General features: G+C 73.1%; 14 protein-coding genes. 1 reads left to right on the top strand and 13 read right to left on the bottom strand.

The genetic code is table 11. The features are described from left to right. Positions 1–3 precede the first annotated feature (3 nt). The 4 genes from ACH01S_RS20740 to ACH01S_RS20725 form a co-directional block, all read right to left on the bottom strand. Positions 4–1,113, bottom strand: coding sequence for an ABC transporter permease (locus ACH01S_RS20740; RefSeq protein ID WP_067893699.1), 1,110 nt, complete (start codon positions 1,111–1,113; stop codon positions 4–6). Continuing rightward, a complete protein-coding gene (locus ACH01S_RS20735) occupies positions 1,110–2,651 on the bottom strand; it encodes a sugar ABC transporter ATP-binding protein (protein WP_067893698.1) in 1,542 nt (513 codons plus the stop codon). Before ACH01S_RS20735 ends, ACH01S_RS20740 begins: the two co-directional genes overlap by 4 nt. Continuing rightward, a complete protein-coding gene (locus ACH01S_RS20730; protein ID WP_067893696.1) occupies positions 2,648–3,784 on the bottom strand; it encodes a sugar ABC transporter substrate-binding protein in 1,137 nt (378 codons plus the stop codon). The genes ACH01S_RS20735 and ACH01S_RS20730 overlap by 4 nt, the downstream gene beginning before the upstream one ends. 279 nt (positions 3,785–4,063) lie before the next feature. After that, positions 4,064–4,942 carry an acyl-CoA thioesterase gene (locus ACH01S_RS20725; protein WP_083980917.1) on the bottom strand — a complete coding sequence of 293 codons (879 nt, stop codon included), beginning with the start codon at positions 4,940–4,942 and terminating at the stop codon, positions 4,064–4,066. A gap of 151 nt (positions 4,943–5,093) precedes the next feature. On the opposite strand from ACH01S_RS20725, the gene ACH01S_RS20720 reads away from it, so the two are divergent. Beyond that, on the top strand, positions 5,094–5,744 hold the full coding sequence (locus tag ACH01S_RS20720; RefSeq protein WP_067893693.1) for a TetR/AcrR family transcriptional regulator: 651 nt from the start codon (positions 5,094–5,096) through the stop codon (positions 5,742–5,744). Between the two features lie 45 nt (positions 5,745–5,789). Here ACH01S_RS20720 and ACH01S_RS20715 read toward each other — a convergent pair whose 3' ends face one another. The 9 genes from ACH01S_RS20715 to ACH01S_RS20675 form a co-directional block, all read right to left on the bottom strand. Next, complete coding sequence (locus ACH01S_RS20715) at positions 5,790–6,935, bottom strand: acyl-CoA dehydrogenase family protein (protein WP_067893688.1); 1,146 nt, start codon at positions 6,933–6,935, stop codon at positions 5,790–5,792. 13 nt (positions 6,936–6,948) lie between these two features. Beyond that, positions 6,949–7,962 (bottom strand): acyl-CoA dehydrogenase family protein, encoded by a 1,014-nt coding sequence (locus ACH01S_RS20710; protein ID WP_067893686.1) that lies wholly within the window; start codon positions 7,960–7,962, stop codon positions 6,949–6,951. Positions 7,963–8,010: 48 nt separating this feature from the next. Then, positions 8,011–8,808, bottom strand: coding sequence for an SDR family NAD(P)-dependent oxidoreductase (locus ACH01S_RS20705; protein WP_246236408.1), 798 nt, complete (start codon positions 8,806–8,808; stop codon positions 8,011–8,013). 24 nt (positions 8,809–8,832) lie between these two features. Beyond that, on the bottom strand, positions 8,833–9,309 hold the full coding sequence (locus ACH01S_RS20700) for a MaoC family dehydratase (protein WP_067893683.1): 477 nt from the start codon (positions 9,307–9,309) through the stop codon (positions 8,833–8,835). A 62-nt stretch (positions 9,310–9,371) separates the two neighbouring features. Beyond that, positions 9,372–10,520, bottom strand: coding sequence for an acyl-CoA dehydrogenase family protein (locus ACH01S_RS20695; RefSeq protein ID WP_067893681.1), 1,149 nt, complete (start codon positions 10,518–10,520; stop codon positions 9,372–9,374). Beyond that, positions 10,520–11,746: an acetyl-CoA C-acyltransferase gene (locus tag ACH01S_RS20690; protein WP_067893680.1), complete on the bottom strand. Its 1,227-nt coding sequence runs from the start codon at positions 11,744–11,746 to the stop codon at positions 10,520–10,522. The genes ACH01S_RS20695 and ACH01S_RS20690 overlap by 1 nt, the downstream gene beginning before the upstream one ends. A gap of 70 nt (positions 11,747–11,816) precedes the next feature. Next, the gene (locus ACH01S_RS20685; protein ID WP_067893677.1) at positions 11,817–12,557 is read right to left on the bottom strand and encodes an SDR family NAD(P)-dependent oxidoreductase; all 741 of its coding nucleotides are present in this window, start codon (positions 12,555–12,557) and stop codon (positions 11,817–11,819) included. Further along, complete coding sequence (locus ACH01S_RS20680) at positions 12,554–13,720, bottom strand: acyl-CoA dehydrogenase family protein (protein WP_067893675.1); 1,167 nt, start codon at positions 13,718–13,720, stop codon at positions 12,554–12,556. The genes ACH01S_RS20685 and ACH01S_RS20680 overlap by 4 nt, the downstream gene beginning before the upstream one ends. Next, positions 13,717–14,505 carry an enoyl-CoA hydratase family protein gene (locus ACH01S_RS20675; RefSeq protein ID WP_246236409.1) on the bottom strand — a complete coding sequence of 263 codons (789 nt, stop codon included), beginning with the start codon at positions 14,503–14,505 and terminating at the stop codon, positions 13,717–13,719. The genes ACH01S_RS20680 and ACH01S_RS20675 overlap by 4 nt, the downstream gene beginning before the upstream one ends.

Here is a 14,505-nt window from a genome sequence, read left to right as displayed (position 1 = left end):
CGGTCAGCGCGCCGTCGCCCGCCCGGCCCGGGCCGCCCGCCGCCGCTGCCGCTGCCGCTGCCGCTGCCGCTGCCCGAGCTTCGGCCGGATCCTGCCGCTGAGCAGCGCGGCGCTCACCGCGGCGAGCAGCGCGACGCCGTTGAACAGGTCCGTCACCCAGAGCTGGCTGCCGTTGAGCTGGAGGCCCTTGACGCCGACGGCGAGCAGCAGCAGCGCGATGACGGTGCCGCCGACGTTGAACCGTCCCGGCTTGAGCTGGGTGGTGCCGAGGAAGCACGCGGCGAAGCTCGGCAGCAGGTAGGCCGGGCCGAGCGTGGGCGCCACGTTGCCGATCTTCGCGGTGACGAGCACCCCGGCGGTCGCGGCGAACAGCGAGGTCACCACGAACGAGCCCGCGACGTACCGGGCGGTCCGGACGCCCGCCAGCCGGGACGCGTCCGGGTTCGCCCCGACCGCGAACGCGCGGCGCCCGACGGGCGTGTGCTCCAGGACGTACCACGCGGCGACGCTCAGCACGACCGCGTACAGCGCGACGCTCGGAACCCCGAGGACCTCGTGGTTCGCGACGTCCTGGAACCCGGCGGGCACCGGGCCGACGAACTGGTAGTCCGACACCTGCCCGGTGACCGCGAGCAGCACCGAGCTCATGCCGAGCGTGGCGATCAGGCTGTCGATGCCGACCACCGCCACGAAGACCGCGTTGACCAGGCCGACGAGGAGCCCGATCAGCAGCGTCACCAGCACGGCGACGGCGGGGCTCACCTGGTGGTGGACCATCAGGACGCCGCAGACCATGGCGCTCATGCCGAGGTTCTGCGCCGCCGACAGGTCGAACTGGCCGACCGCCAGGGTCACCAGCAGGCCCAGCGCGAGGATCAGCGTGACCGACTGGTCGCCCGCGATGCCGGTGAACGTCGCGCGGGTCGGGAACGTCTCCGGCGACTGGAGGGTGAAGAAGACGGCCAGCGCCGCGCACAGCAGCAGCCCGCTGTACCGGGCCGCCCGCATCCGCGCGGCGGCCCGCCGGAGGAGGCGGATCCCGCGCGGCGCACCGGCGCCGCCGTCCGGCGCCGGTCCGGGCTCGGTGGCGACGGTCTGGGATGGGACGGTCATGAGTGCTCCTCGGTGTCGTCGGCGGAGTCGCGGATCGTCTCGCTCACGACGCGCGCGACCGACAGCTCGCCCTTCGCCAGCTCGGCGCGCACCGCGCCGTGCCGCATGACGAGCACCCGGTCGCACACGGCGCACAGCTCCTCGGCGTCGGAGGACGACAGCACCACCGCGCGTCCCCGCGCGGCGACGCCGGCCAGCACGTCGTAGATGGACGCCTTCGCGCCCGCGTCGACGCCGCTGGTGGGCTCGTCCAGGAGCAGCACCCGGGCGTCGAGGCGGAGCCAGCGCGCCAGCACCAGCTTCTGCTGGTTGCCGCCGCTGAGCAGCGCCAGCGGACGGTCGGGATCGGCGGGCACCACGTCCAGGCGCTCGATCCACGGCCGGACCTCGCGCCGTTCGAGCCGGTCGCCGAGCCAGCGCGCGGGCCCGGCGGTCGGCAGCCGCGGCAGGGTGACGTTCTCCCGCGCGGTCCACGCGGGGATGGTGGAGAGCCGCTTCCGGTCGGCCGAGGCGTAGGCCAGCCCGGCGGCGATCGCCCGGTCGGGCCGGTCCGCCGGGACGGCGCGGCCGCCGATCCGCACCTCGCCGGCGGCGCGGCGGCGGGCGCCGAACGCCAGCCCGAGCGCCTGGTCGTACCCGGAGCCGATCAGCCCGGTGACGCCGACGATCTCACCGGCCCTGACGTCCAGCGAGAAGTCGGCCACCTGCTCGCCGGCCACCCCGGACGCGCTGAGCAGCACCTCCGAGTCCGGCGCGGGGAGCGGCGGCGCGAACTCCGCCGGCTCCCGGCCGATGATCAGCCGGACGAGCTCGTCCGCGCCGCCGACGGAGCCGACCGGCCGGGTGGTGACGCGGCGCCCGTCCCGCAGGACGGTGACCCGGTCGCCGACCTGGAACACCTCGCGGAGGCGGTGCGTCACGTAGAGGATCGCGGCGCCGCGGTCGCGGAGCCTGCGCAGCAGGTCGAACAGCTGCTCCACCTGGTGCTGCGGCAGGGCCGCGGTGGGCTCGTCCAGGACGAGCAGGGCGGGCGCCCCGCCGGTCGCCGCGACCGCCCGCACGATGGCGACCATCGTCCGCTGCCCCGGCGTGGCCGCGGCCAGCGGGCGGCCGGGGTCGAGGTCCACCTCGAATTCCGCCAGCAGCCGGGCCGCCGCGCGGCGCTCGCGGCGGCCGGACAGCCACCACCGCCCGGCGTACCGGTTGCCGAGCGCCAGGTTGTCCACGGCGTCCAGCTCGGCGACGAGCCCGAGGTCCTGGTGGATGAAGGCCACCGACCGCTCCCGCGCGGCGGCCCTGCCGAGCGCCAGCGGAGCGCCGTTCAGGACGGCCGTCGCGCCGGGGTCCGGCGCGTGGTAGCCCGCGAGGATCTTGATCAGCGTCGACTTGCCCGAGCCGTTCTGGCCGAGCAGGCAGTGCACCTCGCCCGCCCGCAGCTCCAGGTCGACGTCGTCGAGCGCCTTCTGGGCCGGGAACGTCTTGGACAGCGAGCCGAGGCTCAGGACGACGCGCGCCGCCCCGGAGCCGCCCGCGCTCATCCCGCCCGCCAGGCCGTGAGGTAGGTCCGCGCGTAGTCCGGCGGCTCCGGCTTGTCGCTGGTCTGGGTGACGTTGCCCTTGACGTAGATCTGCTGCCATCCGGCGGCGTCGGCCCGGTCGCCGAGCGGCACGCCCGTCATCAGCCGGATGAGCTGGTCGATGGCGCGGTAGCCGGCGGCGCCGAGCTCCAGCCCGATGGAGGCCCACTGCGTCCCGGCCTGGATCGCCTTGAGGGACGCCGCGTCGGCGGCCCGGCTGAGGATCTTGACCTTGCCGGCCAGCCCGGCCGCGCGCAGCGCGGCGTCGAGCCCGGCGTTGTAGTCGACGACCGCGAGCGCGACGTACCTGGTGCCGGGGTGGGCCTGGAGGTAGCTGACGATCTGGCTCGGGACGGTCTTGCCGATGTTGGCGTTCGAGACCTCAAGGACGCCCGCCGGGCGCCCGGCGCCCTTCAGCACCTTCTGGTAGGCGTCCTTGATCGGGCCCCAGGAGCCGGTGAAGGACGGGTCCCAGACGAACACCGACTTCACGGGGCCGTCGGCGTCCGCCACCACCGCCTGGCCCATCAGCGTCCCGGTCAGCGCGGCGTCGTTCTGCCCGAACACGACGGCTTGGACCGGGCCGTTCGGCGTCAGCGCGGCGGTCTGCGGCGAGATCTCGGTGATCTTCGTCCCGGCCGCCTGGAGCTTCGCGAGCTGCGGGCGGATCGAGGAGTCCGGCACGGCCGGGATGTAGGCGAGGGCGTCCGGCGGGTTCGCGGCCACCTGGTCCATCACCGAGACGAAGCCCTGCGGCGTGCTGTTGGACTGGAGGGTCGTGACCGTCCAGCCCAGCTTGCGGGCGGCCTCCTCGGCGCCGTCCGACAGGGTGACGCAGACCGGCAGCGCGCACGTGACGACCGCGAGCCGCTTGCCGCGCGGCGCGGGCGCGGGCAGCGCCGGGACCGGGGCCGCGGGCTGCGGCCGGGTGTACTTCGCGAACGCCGCCTCGGCGTCGGCGATCACCGCCTTCGCGGCGGCGGAGGTGCCGCCGCCGTCCGCCTCGGCGCCGCCGTCGCCGCCGCAGGCGGCCAGCGCCAGGCAGAGCGCGCCGGCGGCGAGCGCCGCGACAGGGGTACTGAGCCTTGTCTGCATGTCTTCTCTCTTCGGCTCGTCGAGCGGTGTCCGCCCGGGACGTGCGATGGGGGTGGGGGTGGGGACGTTCCGCTCGGGCGGCTGGTCCGGACGGGGACGCGGGCCCTGACCTCGGCGCGACTCTGCACTTCGGCGGCGTGGTGTGCGTCACCCTGTCGAAAAAACATGCTACTCAGTAGGTTGTAGAGCGTCAACGGCCGATCCCGGCCGGACGCCTCGAAGCGACGCAGGTCGGGACGGGTCCGCGCCCCTTCGGCCGGGCCCGCGCGGCCGGTCCGCTCAGCCGGGGTCGGCGACGCGGAGGACGGCCTCCTGGGTCGTGCTGCCGCACAGCCGTCCGGCCCGGTCGAACAGGCGGCCCCGCGTCAGGCAGCGCCCGGCGCCCGCCCAGTCGCTCTCGATCTCGTACAGCAGCCAGTCGTCGGCGCGGGCCGGCGCGTGCAGGACGACGGAGTGGGCGATCGTGGCGAACCAGACCGTCCCGTCGGTGATCCGGTGCGGGTGCGGCTGGACGCTCGCCGCGAGCATGAGCAGGTCGGAGAGATAGACGACGCCAGCGGCCTGGGCCTCGGGCGCGTCCGGGAGCGGGTGCCGGGTCCGCGTCCAGAACCGCAGCGCGGCGATGTGCCCGCTCCCGCTCGGCACGTGCAGGGACGCGTCCGGGAACCGGACCTCGACCGGGAGCCAGGCGGTCACCTCGGAGATCCAGTCGAGGGTCCGCGGATCGCCCGCGAAGGCCCGCTCCACCGGGGGCAGCTCCTCGGGCGGCCGCACCCGGGCGGGACGCACCTGATGGCTCAGCCCGCGCTCCGGACGCTGGAACGAGGCGGTCGCCAGCAGGATCGCGCCGCCCGGCTGGCGCGCCTCGACCGTCCTGGTGCTGAAGGCGCCGCCGTCGCGCACCGTCCCGACCGTGTAGACGACGGGCACGGTGGAGTCGCCCGGGAGGAGGAAGTACGCGCCGAGCGAGTTGGGCGGGCGGCCCGGCGGCGCCGTCCGGGCGGCGGCCATCATGGCCTGGGCCGCGACCTCGCCGCCGTACAGCCTGACCCGCTCGCCCTCGTGGGCTCCGCCGCGGAAGGCCAGCGGTCCGAGCCGGTCGAGTTCGAGCAGCGCGCCGACCCCGCCCTCCCGGTCGATCCGCCCGGCCGCGCTCACGTACCGCTCACCTTGGCCACGATTCACATACTACCACGTAGGTTTTTTCTGGTCCCGTGGCGGACCCGAGCGGCTCCCCGCCACGGGTGGAAGATGGAGGCCCCGTCCCGGATCCGGACGGGCGATACATCCGGCCGAGTAGTATGTCGGCATGCGACAAGCCTTCGCCAACGGACGTACGGAGAAGCTGACCTCCAAGCGGCAGGCGAGCGCGCGGGAGATCCTCGACGCGGCGGCGACGGCGTTCTCCGAGCGAGGGTACGCGGCCACCTCCATCGACGACGTCGCCGACGTGCTCGGCTGCACCAAGGGCCGGATCTACCACTACTTCCGGACCAAGGGCGACCTGTTCATCGGGATCCACCAGCAGGCCCTGGAGTGGGCGCTGGAGGCCGTCGGGCCGACCGCCGAGCGCGACGACCTCGGCCCGGAGGAGAAGCTGCGCGAGATGGTGCACCACCACGCGATGCACCTCATGAACAGGGCCAACTACATGGGCCCCGCGCAGTACCAGATCGAGATGAACCTCGCCGGCGAGGGCCGCAACAAGGAAGAGCAGATGGCCCGCATCATGAAGATGCGCCGCCAGTTCGAGGCGTACTTCACGGCCGTCGTCAAGGAGGGGATCGAGGCCGGCGTCTTCCGCGACACCGACGTGAACACCCTCGTCAAGGCCGTGCTCGGCACCGTGAACTGGATGCACGCCTGGTTCCGCCCGGGCGGGCCGCGCGACTCGGCGGCCGAGCGCGAGCGGACCGCGGCGAGGCTCGCCGAGTACGCCGTCCGCGGCGTACTCGCCTGACCCCCGCCCCGGCCGCCCGCCCGCCGGGCCGCCCGTCCGGCCGCGCTATCCGGCGGCGCGCGGCAGCCCCAGCAGCCGCTCGGCGAGGATGTTGCGCTGGATCTGCGCCGACCCCCCGTAGATGCTCCCGGCCCGCCCGTAGAGGTACCGGTCGAACCACTCGGCCCGGCCGGGCCCGGCGGAGTCGACGGCCGTGTCGGTCAGCAGGCTGAGGCTGAGGGCCGTCAGCTTCTGCTCCACCGCGGTCATGAGCAGCTTGTCGATCGAGCTCTCCGGACCGGGCGGCGCGCCCGAGACGCGATCGCTCAACGTGCGCAGGCAGTGCATCCGCAGCACCTCAAGCGCGGCCGCCGCGTCGCCGAGCGCGCGGAGCGTCGCCCGGTCCGGCGCGGCCGGCCGCGCCTTGACGAACGCGGCGATCTCCGAAAGGTAGCGCTCGAACTTCGGCAGGTACCCGGTCTCGACGGCGCCCCGCTCGTAGTTGACGACGTCCATGGCGATCCGCCAGCCCTCGTTCGGCCGGCCGAGGATGTTCGCCGCCGGGATCCGCACGTCGTCCAGGAAGATCTCGGCGAACTCCTCGTCCCCGTTGGCCAGCACGATCGGCCGGACGGTCACCCCCGGCGCGTCCAGCGGGACGATGAACGCCGAGATCCCGCGGTGCCGGACGGCGTCCGGGTCGGTGCGGGCGAGGAGCAGGCAGAAGTCGGCGAACGCGCCGTAGCTCGTCCAGGTCTTGTGGCCGTTGAGCACCCACGCGTCGCCCTCGCGGACGGCGCGCGTGCGCAGCGCGGCGAGGTCGGAGCCCGCCTGCGGCTCCGAGAACCCCTGGCACCAGATCTCCTCGGACGCGAGCAGCGGCGGCAGGTAGCGGCGCCGCTGCTCGTCGGTGCCGTGGCTGAGCAGCGGCCGGCCGAGATGGCCGAGCGGAAGCAGGCTCGGAGCCCCGGCCCGGCCGAGCTCCTCGCTGAGGATCGCCTCCTCCATCGGCCCGAGGCCCTGCCCGCCCACCTGCTCCGGATACGACAGGGCGACCCAGCCGCCGCGGTACAGGTGCCGCTGGAACGCGCGCATGTACGGCCAGCGCTCGGCGAGCACGGCCGGCTCCGGATCGGCCGGCACGTTCTCCCTGAGCCAGGCGCACAGCCGCCCCCGGAAACCGGCTTCCTCCGGGGAATCGCGAAGGTCCATGTGTGTCCGCCCCTCAGACCTTTTCGAGGACGCGCCCGGCGAGGAACACCAGCGGCGCGTCCGGACCGCCGAACGCCGCGTGGTGCAGGTGCGCACCGCGCAGGCGGAGGTGGGCGTCGTGCTCCTGCGTCACGCCGATCCCACCGAGAACCTGGATCGCGGTCTCGCAGACCCTGATCGCCGCCGCCCCGGCGTGGGCCTTCGCGCCCGCCGCCACCCGTTCCGCCTCGTCGATCGGGGCGTGCTCCGCCGCCCAGGAGGCGCCGTAGGCGACGGAGCGGGACGTCTCGACATCGACGAGCATGTCCGCGCAGAGGTGCTGCACGGCCTGGAACGACCCGATCGGACGGTCGTACTGCTCGCGCCGGCGCGCGTAATCGACGGCCTGGCGCAGCGCCCCGTCGGCGAGCCCGGTGAGCAGCGCCGCGGCTCCGGTCCACGCGACCGCCCGCGCCCTGCGCGCCCCCTCGCCGGAGGCCGCGCCGGACGGGACGGGCCGCACCCGGCACAGCCGGTGCAGCGGATCGACGTCCGCGATCGGGTCGGCGTCGGCGAGGTCGTGCACCGTGGCGCGCCCGTCCGGGGAGAGCACGACGCCGCGGGCGCCGTCGACCCAGTCGAACGCGACCGTCGCGGTGCCGACCGGATGGTCGAGCCGTCCGTCGAGCAGGACCGAATAGGGGTCGCCGCCGCAGAGCCGGGCGAGCGGCTCCGCCGGGCCGTCCGCGAAGCGGAGCAGGGCCGCGGCCGCGATGGCGGTCCCGACGTACGGCACCGGCGCGATGTGGCGGCCGAGCGCCTCGGCCACGACGCAGGCGTCGGTCAGCGACCCGCCCGCGCCGCCCTGCCGCTCGGGGACCAGCAGCCCGACGAGGTCGAGCTCGACCAGCGTCGACCACAGCCGGGCGCGCAGCGCGCCGCCGTCCGTCCGCGCGCCGGTCACCGGCGACTCCGCGAAGAGTTCCGCGCAGACCTCGTCGGTCGTCCGCTGGAGGACGCGCTGGTCCTCAGAAAGAGCGAAGTGCATTCCGGCCTCCCCGGACCGCTTCGTGGACAGGACGCGACCGGAGGCGGCTCACAGCCGCGCCCCGCCGTCGACGTACAGCGTCTGCCCGGTGATGTAGGACGCCTCGTCGCTGCACAGGAACGCCGCCGCCGCGGCGACGTCCGCCGGTGACCCGACCCGCCTGACCGGTGTCACCTCGGCCCTGGCCCGGCGGAACTCCTCGACGTCGCGGCCGAGGCGGCGCGCGGCGCCGTCGGTCATCTCGGTGGCGACGAAACCCGGCGCGATCGCGTTGACGTTCACGCCGAACGGCCCGAGCTCGATGCCGAGCGTGCGGGTGAGGCCCTGGACGCCCATCTTCGCGGTGGAGTAGTTGGCCTGGCCGCGGCTGCCGAGCGCGGCGGTGCTCGACAGGGTCAGGATCTTGCCGTACCGCTGCGCGACGAAATGCCGCTGGGCCGCCCTGGCCATCAGGAACGCCCCTTTGAGATGGACGCCCATGACCAGGTCCCAGTCGTCCTCGGACATCTTGTGCAGCAGGTTGTCGCGGGTGATCCCGGCGTTGTTCACCAGCACGTGGACGCCGCCGAGCTCGTCGACGACCCGGTCGACCGCCCGCTCGACCGCGTCGGCCGCGCTGATGTCCGCGGCGATCCCGGCGGCCTTCGCGCCGTCCCGCACGGGCAGCCTGCCCGCCGCCTCGGCGACCGCGGCCTCGTCGAGGTCGACCACGGCGACCGACGCGCCCTCCTCGGCGAGGCGCGCCGCGATCCCGAACCCGATACCGCGCCCGCCTCCGGTGATGACGGCGACCCGCCCGTCGTAGCGACCCAATGGGACCTCCTGCTCGTTGTCTGCGCTGTTCACGGCACGTTGTTCACGGGGCGCTGCTCACGGCACCAAGAGCCGGACGGTCTCGGCGACGCAGGCGGGCCTGTCCTGGCCCTCGATCTCGATCGTGTGGCGGACGACGGCCCGGACGCCCGAGTCGGCGTCGTCGGCGCTGACCAGGGTCGCGCGGGACCGGATCCGGCTGCCGACCGTCACCGCCCGCGGGAAGCGGACCTTGTCGAGCCCGTAGTTGACCGACATCCGGACGCCGCCGACGGTGTAGATCCCGCGGCCCAGCACGGGGATCAGCGACAGCGTCAGGTAGCCGTGCGCGATCGTCGCGCCGTAGGGGCCCGACGCCGCGCGCGCGGGATCGACGTGGATCCACTGCCGGTCCTCGGTGATCTCCGCGAACGCGTCGATGCGGTCCTGGTCTATCTCGAACCAGTCGCCGACGCCGATCTCCTCCCCGGCGCAGGCGCGGAATTCGTCGATGCTGCCGAAATGGCGGGGGCCGCCTTTCTCGGACACGGTCATGCCAAAGCCCTTCGATCGAAGCCGGTGCCGCCCGTCCTGTGCCCGGGGCCCTTTCCGCCGGGTCAGAGGGAGCGGGCGATCAGTTCCTTCTGGATCTCGTCGGCGCCGCCGTAGATGCGCTGCGCGCGGGCGTCGGCGTACAGCCGGGCGATCGTGTACTCGGTCATGTAGCCGTATCCGCCGTGCAGTTGCAGGCATTTGTCGATCACCTGGCACTGGACGTTCGTGAGCCACCACTTGCACATGGCCGACGTGGCCAGGTCCAGTCCGGTCGACAGGTGGGTGGCCATGCACTCGTTGAGGAAAGTGCGGGCGACCTTCGCGAGCGTGGCGCATTCGGCCAGTTCGAAGCGGACGTGCTGCTTCTCCATCAGCGGGCCGCCGAAGGCTTCGCGCCGCTTCACATGGTCGGTGGTGACCGAGAGCGCCAGTTCGGTCGCGGCGACCGCCGTGATGCCGATGATCAGACGCTCCTGCGGCAGGTTGCGCATCATCATCGCGAAGCCGTCGCCCTCCTCGCCGAGGAGGTTCTCCGCCGGGACGAGGACGTCGTCGAAGAAGAGCTCGTTCGTGTCCGCGCCGTGCTGGCCGAGCTTGTCGAGGGGCCGCCCGCGGCTGAAGCCCGCGGCGTCCGCGGTCTCGACGGCGATCAGCGAGATGCCCTTGGCCCCCTTCGCCGGGTCGGTGGAGCACGCGACGACGACGAGGTCGGCGCTGCCGCCGTTGGTGATGAAGATCTTGGACCCGTTGATGACCCACCCGCGGTCCGTGCGCACCGCCCGGGTGCGGATCGCCTTGAGGTCGGAACCGGCGGACGGCTCGGTCATGGCCAGCGCCCCGATGAGCTCGCCGGTGGCCATCTTCGGCAGCCAGCGGCGCCGCCGCTCCTCCGTCGCGTACCGGTGGACGTAGTCGGCGACGACTCCGCTGTGCATCGAGTTGCCCCAGGACCGGTCGCCGTGCCGCGCGTAGGCCTCCTGGATCGCCGCCTGGTGGAGGAAGGTGCCGCCGCCACCGCCGTACTCGGCGGGGATGCTCGCGCAGAGCAGCCCGAGTTCGCCGCACCTGAGCCAGAAGTCGCGGTCGACGCGGCGTTGCGCCTCCCACCGCTCCCTGCGCGCCGGGACCTCGCGGTCGAAGAAGTCCGTCGCCATCGCGAACAGGTCGGCGGCGTCGCCCGTCATCCAGGGCCGAGACGTCGTGTCGGCCATCAGCGCTCAGCTCCGTCGAGGACGTCCCGCGGATGGTCCTCGGAAAGCCGTTCGAGGACGGTCCCGGTACCGAGCCCGCCGCCGCAGCACATCGTGATCAGCGCGTAGCGGCCCCCGGCGCGCTCCAGTTCGTGGACCGCCTTGGTGATCAGTATGGTCCCGGTCGCGCCGAGCGGATGGCCGAGGGCGATGGCGCCGCCGTTGACGTTCACCCGGTCGAGGTCCGCGCCGTGCTCCTTCGCCCAGGCGCAGACGACCGAGGCGAACGCCTCGTTGATCTCGACGACGTCGATGTCGGACAGCGCCAGACCGGTCCGCGCCAGGATCCTCGCGGTCGCCGGGATCGGCCCGGTCAGCATGAGGACGGGATCGGACCCGACCAGGACGGAGTCGACGACGCGCGCCCGCGGCCGCAGCCCGAGCAGGTCGGCCTTCTCCCTGCTCATCAGGAGCACCGCGCTGGCCCCGTCGGAGATCTGGGAGGAGTTCCCCGCGGTATGGAGGCTCGGCGGCACCCGGTCGGGCTGGTTGAGCCGCAGCCCGGCGAGACCGTCCAGCGTCGTCGGCCGGAGCCCCTCGTCGCGCGTGATCGTCTTCGTACCGACGATCTCGCCGTCCGCGCCGACGACCGGGGCGTCGACGGGGACGATCTGCCCGCCGAAGCGGTCCCGCTCCCACGCCAGCGCGGCGCGGTCCTGGGAGGTCTTCGCGAACGCGTCGAGCGCCTCGCGGCCCAGCCGCCAGCGCTCGGCGATCCGGTCGGCCGCCTCGAACTGGATCGTGGGCTCGTGGACCTCGGCGTACCTGCCGCCGCGAGGGTCGCCGTACGGCCCGCCCGGAGGCATGTTGCTGCCGAGCGGGACCCGGCTCATCACCTCGACCCCGCAGGCGATCGCGACGTCGGCGAGACCGCCCGCGATCATCGCCTGCGCGATCAGATGGGCCTCCTGCGACGAGCCGCACTGCGCGTTCACCGTCACCGCCGGCACCTCGGGCGGGAGGCCGGCGGTGAGCCAGGCGTTGCGGGTGACGTTCGCCGCCTGCATGCCGAGCTGCACCACGCATCCGCCGACGACGTGATCCACCTCGGCGCCGGTGAGGCCGGACCGCGCGAGCAGCCCGGCGAGGACGCCGCCGAGCAGCTCGTTGGAGTGCATGGACGCCAACCCGCCGTTGCGCTTGCCGACCGGCGACCGGACAGCGTCGACGATGACGACTTCACGCATATGAGCTCTTTTCTCCGGGAAGTAGAAACATACTACCACGTAGGTTTTTCTACGGGGAAGCGCGCGGTGGTCAGGACTGGACCGAGCCGCCGTCCAGGACGATGGACTGCCCGTTCAGCGCCGCGTTGCCGATGCAGAACCGGACGGCGTCGGCGACCTCGTCGGGACGAACCAGCCGCCTGATGGGGTGCCTGCGGGCCAGCCGGAGCAGCGCCCGGTCCTCGGACTCGTCCAGGCGCCGGGCGATCTCCTTCACCGTTCGGCGGGTCAGGGCCGTGTCGACGTACCCGGGGCACACGGCGTTGACGGTGACCCCGTCCTTCGCCACCTCGGCCGCCACCGAGCGCACGAGGCCGAGCAGGCCGTGCTTGCCGGCCGTATAGGCGCCGAGGCGCGGCTCGCCGCGGAGCGACGCCACCGAGCCGATCGCGACGATCCGGCCCCAGCCCGCCGCCGTCATCGCCGGCAGCGTCCGGCGCATCAGGCGAAACGGAACGCTCAGGTTGAGGTCGAGGAGGCCCTGCCACGTCTGGTCGGTCTCGTCCACGATGGGGGACTCCGCCGCCGCCCCGGCGTTCGCGACAAGGACTTCGACCGGGCCCCACCGGTCCTCCACCTCCTGGATCGCGCTCTCCAGTTGAGCGTCGTCGGTCAGGTCGGCGCGGACCGACATGGAACGTTCCGACGCTCCGGCGCCCGTCCTGGAGACGCGGGCGACGCGGTGCCCTTCGAGTTCCAGGCGCGTCGCGACCGCGGCGCCGATTCCCCGGCTCCCACCGGTCACCAGGCACGTCCGGACGGTCCCGGTCATCGGAAGGACCGGATGCCCGTGAGCTCCCCCGCGATGCTGAGGGCGTGGATCTCCTCGGTGCCCTCGTACGTCGCGACCGTCTCCATGTTGACGAGGTGCCGCATCGTGGCGTGGTCGAGGGTGATGCCCGCCGCCCCGAGCAGGCCGCGGGCGATCCGCGCGACCTCGGCGGCGGCGCGGACGTTGTGCAGCTTCCCGTAGGAGACCTGGGCCGAGCTCAGGCGGGTCGCGTCCTTGGTGCGGCCGAGGTGGTAGGCGACCAGCGACGCGTTGTTGACGAGGATCGCCATCTCCGCGATCTTGCGCTGGGAGAGCTGGAAGGCCGCCAGCGGCCTGCCGAACTGCCGCCGGACGAGCGAGTAGTCGAGGGCCTCCGCGAAGCACGTCCTGGCGGCGCCCACGACTCCCCACAGGATGCCGAACCGGGCCTCGTTCAGGCAGCTCAGCGGGCCGGAGAGGCCCTGCGCCGCGGGCAGGAGCGCCGCTGCGGGAAGGCGGACGTCGTCCAGGTTCAGGATGGCGGTGGCCGACGCGTTCAACGACAGCTTCCGCTGGATCACCGTGGCCGAGAACCCGGGGGTGTCGGTCGGGACGACGAACCCCCGGACGAGACCGTCGTGATCACGGGCCCACACGATGGCGATGTCGGCGATCGTGCCGTTCGTGATCCACATCTTCGTGCCGTTCAGGATCCAGTCCCCGGACGGGTCCAGCCGAGCGCTGGTCCGCATCGACCCGGGATCGCTGCCGGAGTCCGGTTCGGTGAGCCCGAAGCACCCGATGACGTCGCCGGCCGCCATCCGAGGCAGGTAGGACGCGCGCTGCGTCTCCGAGCCCCATCGGTGGATGGCGTACATCGCCAGCGAGCCTTGCACCGAGACGAAGCTCCGGATGCCCGAGTCGACCGCTTCGAGCTCGCGGCACGCCAGGCCGTAGGCCACGGCGCTCATGTCGGGGCAGCCGGGACCGTCGAGGTGCATGCCGAGGACGCCGAGCTGCCCGAACCGCTGGGCGAGCTCGCGGGGGACGCGGCCGGCGTCGTGCCACTCGTTGATGTGCGGCGCCAGTTCGCTGCTCGCGAACCGGGCGACCGTGTCGCGGATGTCGGCCTCCTCCGGCGTGAGGCCCGCCTCGATCATGAGGAAGTCGGTCGCCGTGCTCATCGGCCGGTCCAGTTCGCGGGACGCTTGGCGTTGAAGGAGGCGTGGAACTCGGCGTGGTCCGCGGTGGTCATGAGCAGTGCCTGCGTCATCGCGTCCAGTTCCATCGCCGCGCCGATCGGCATGTCGAGTTCGCGTGTGATGAGCGACTTGGTCTGCGCGTAGGCGAGGGTCGGCCCGCTTGAGATGCGGGCGGCGAGGGCTGCGACGGCGTCGTCGAGCCGGTCGTCCTCGACCAGTTCGGACACGAGCCCGTACCGGTCGGCGGTCTCGGCGTCGATCGTGTCTCCGAGCATGAGCAGAGAGGTCGCCCGTCCGGCGCCCACGATCCTCGGCAGGAGGTAGGCGGCGCCCATGTCGCCGCCGGAGAGCGCGACCTTGGTGAAGAGGAAGGCGAACTTGCCGGAGCGGGCCACCACCCGGAAGTCGGAGGCGAGCGCGAGCACCGAGCCGGCCCCGGCGGCGATGCCCTGGATCCCGGCGATGATGGGGATCGGGCACTCGCGCATGAGCCGGATGACGTCACCGGTCATCTTCGTGAAGCCCATCAGGTCCTTCGCGTCCATCGTGATTAGTTCGCCGATGATCTCGTTGACGTCGCCTCCGCCGCAGAATCCGCGGCCCTCGCCGCGGAGCACGATCACCCGGACGTCCGTGCGGTGCGGCAATTCCGTGAACAGGTCACGCAGGTCGGCGTAGGACTCGAAGGTGAGCGGGTTCAGCCGCTCGGGGCGGTTGAGCGTGATGGTGGCGACCCGGATTCGATCGAGAACCGGAAGTGCTTCCAT

It is taken from the genome of Actinomadura chibensis NBRC 106107 (genome assembly GCF_001552135.1).
GTDB lineage: Bacteria > Actinomycetota > Actinomycetes > Streptosporangiales > Streptosporangiaceae > Spirillospora > Spirillospora chibensis.
The sequence above is the reverse complement of the archived record's forward strand: the minus strand, read 5'-3'. Positions and strand labels throughout refer to the sequence as shown.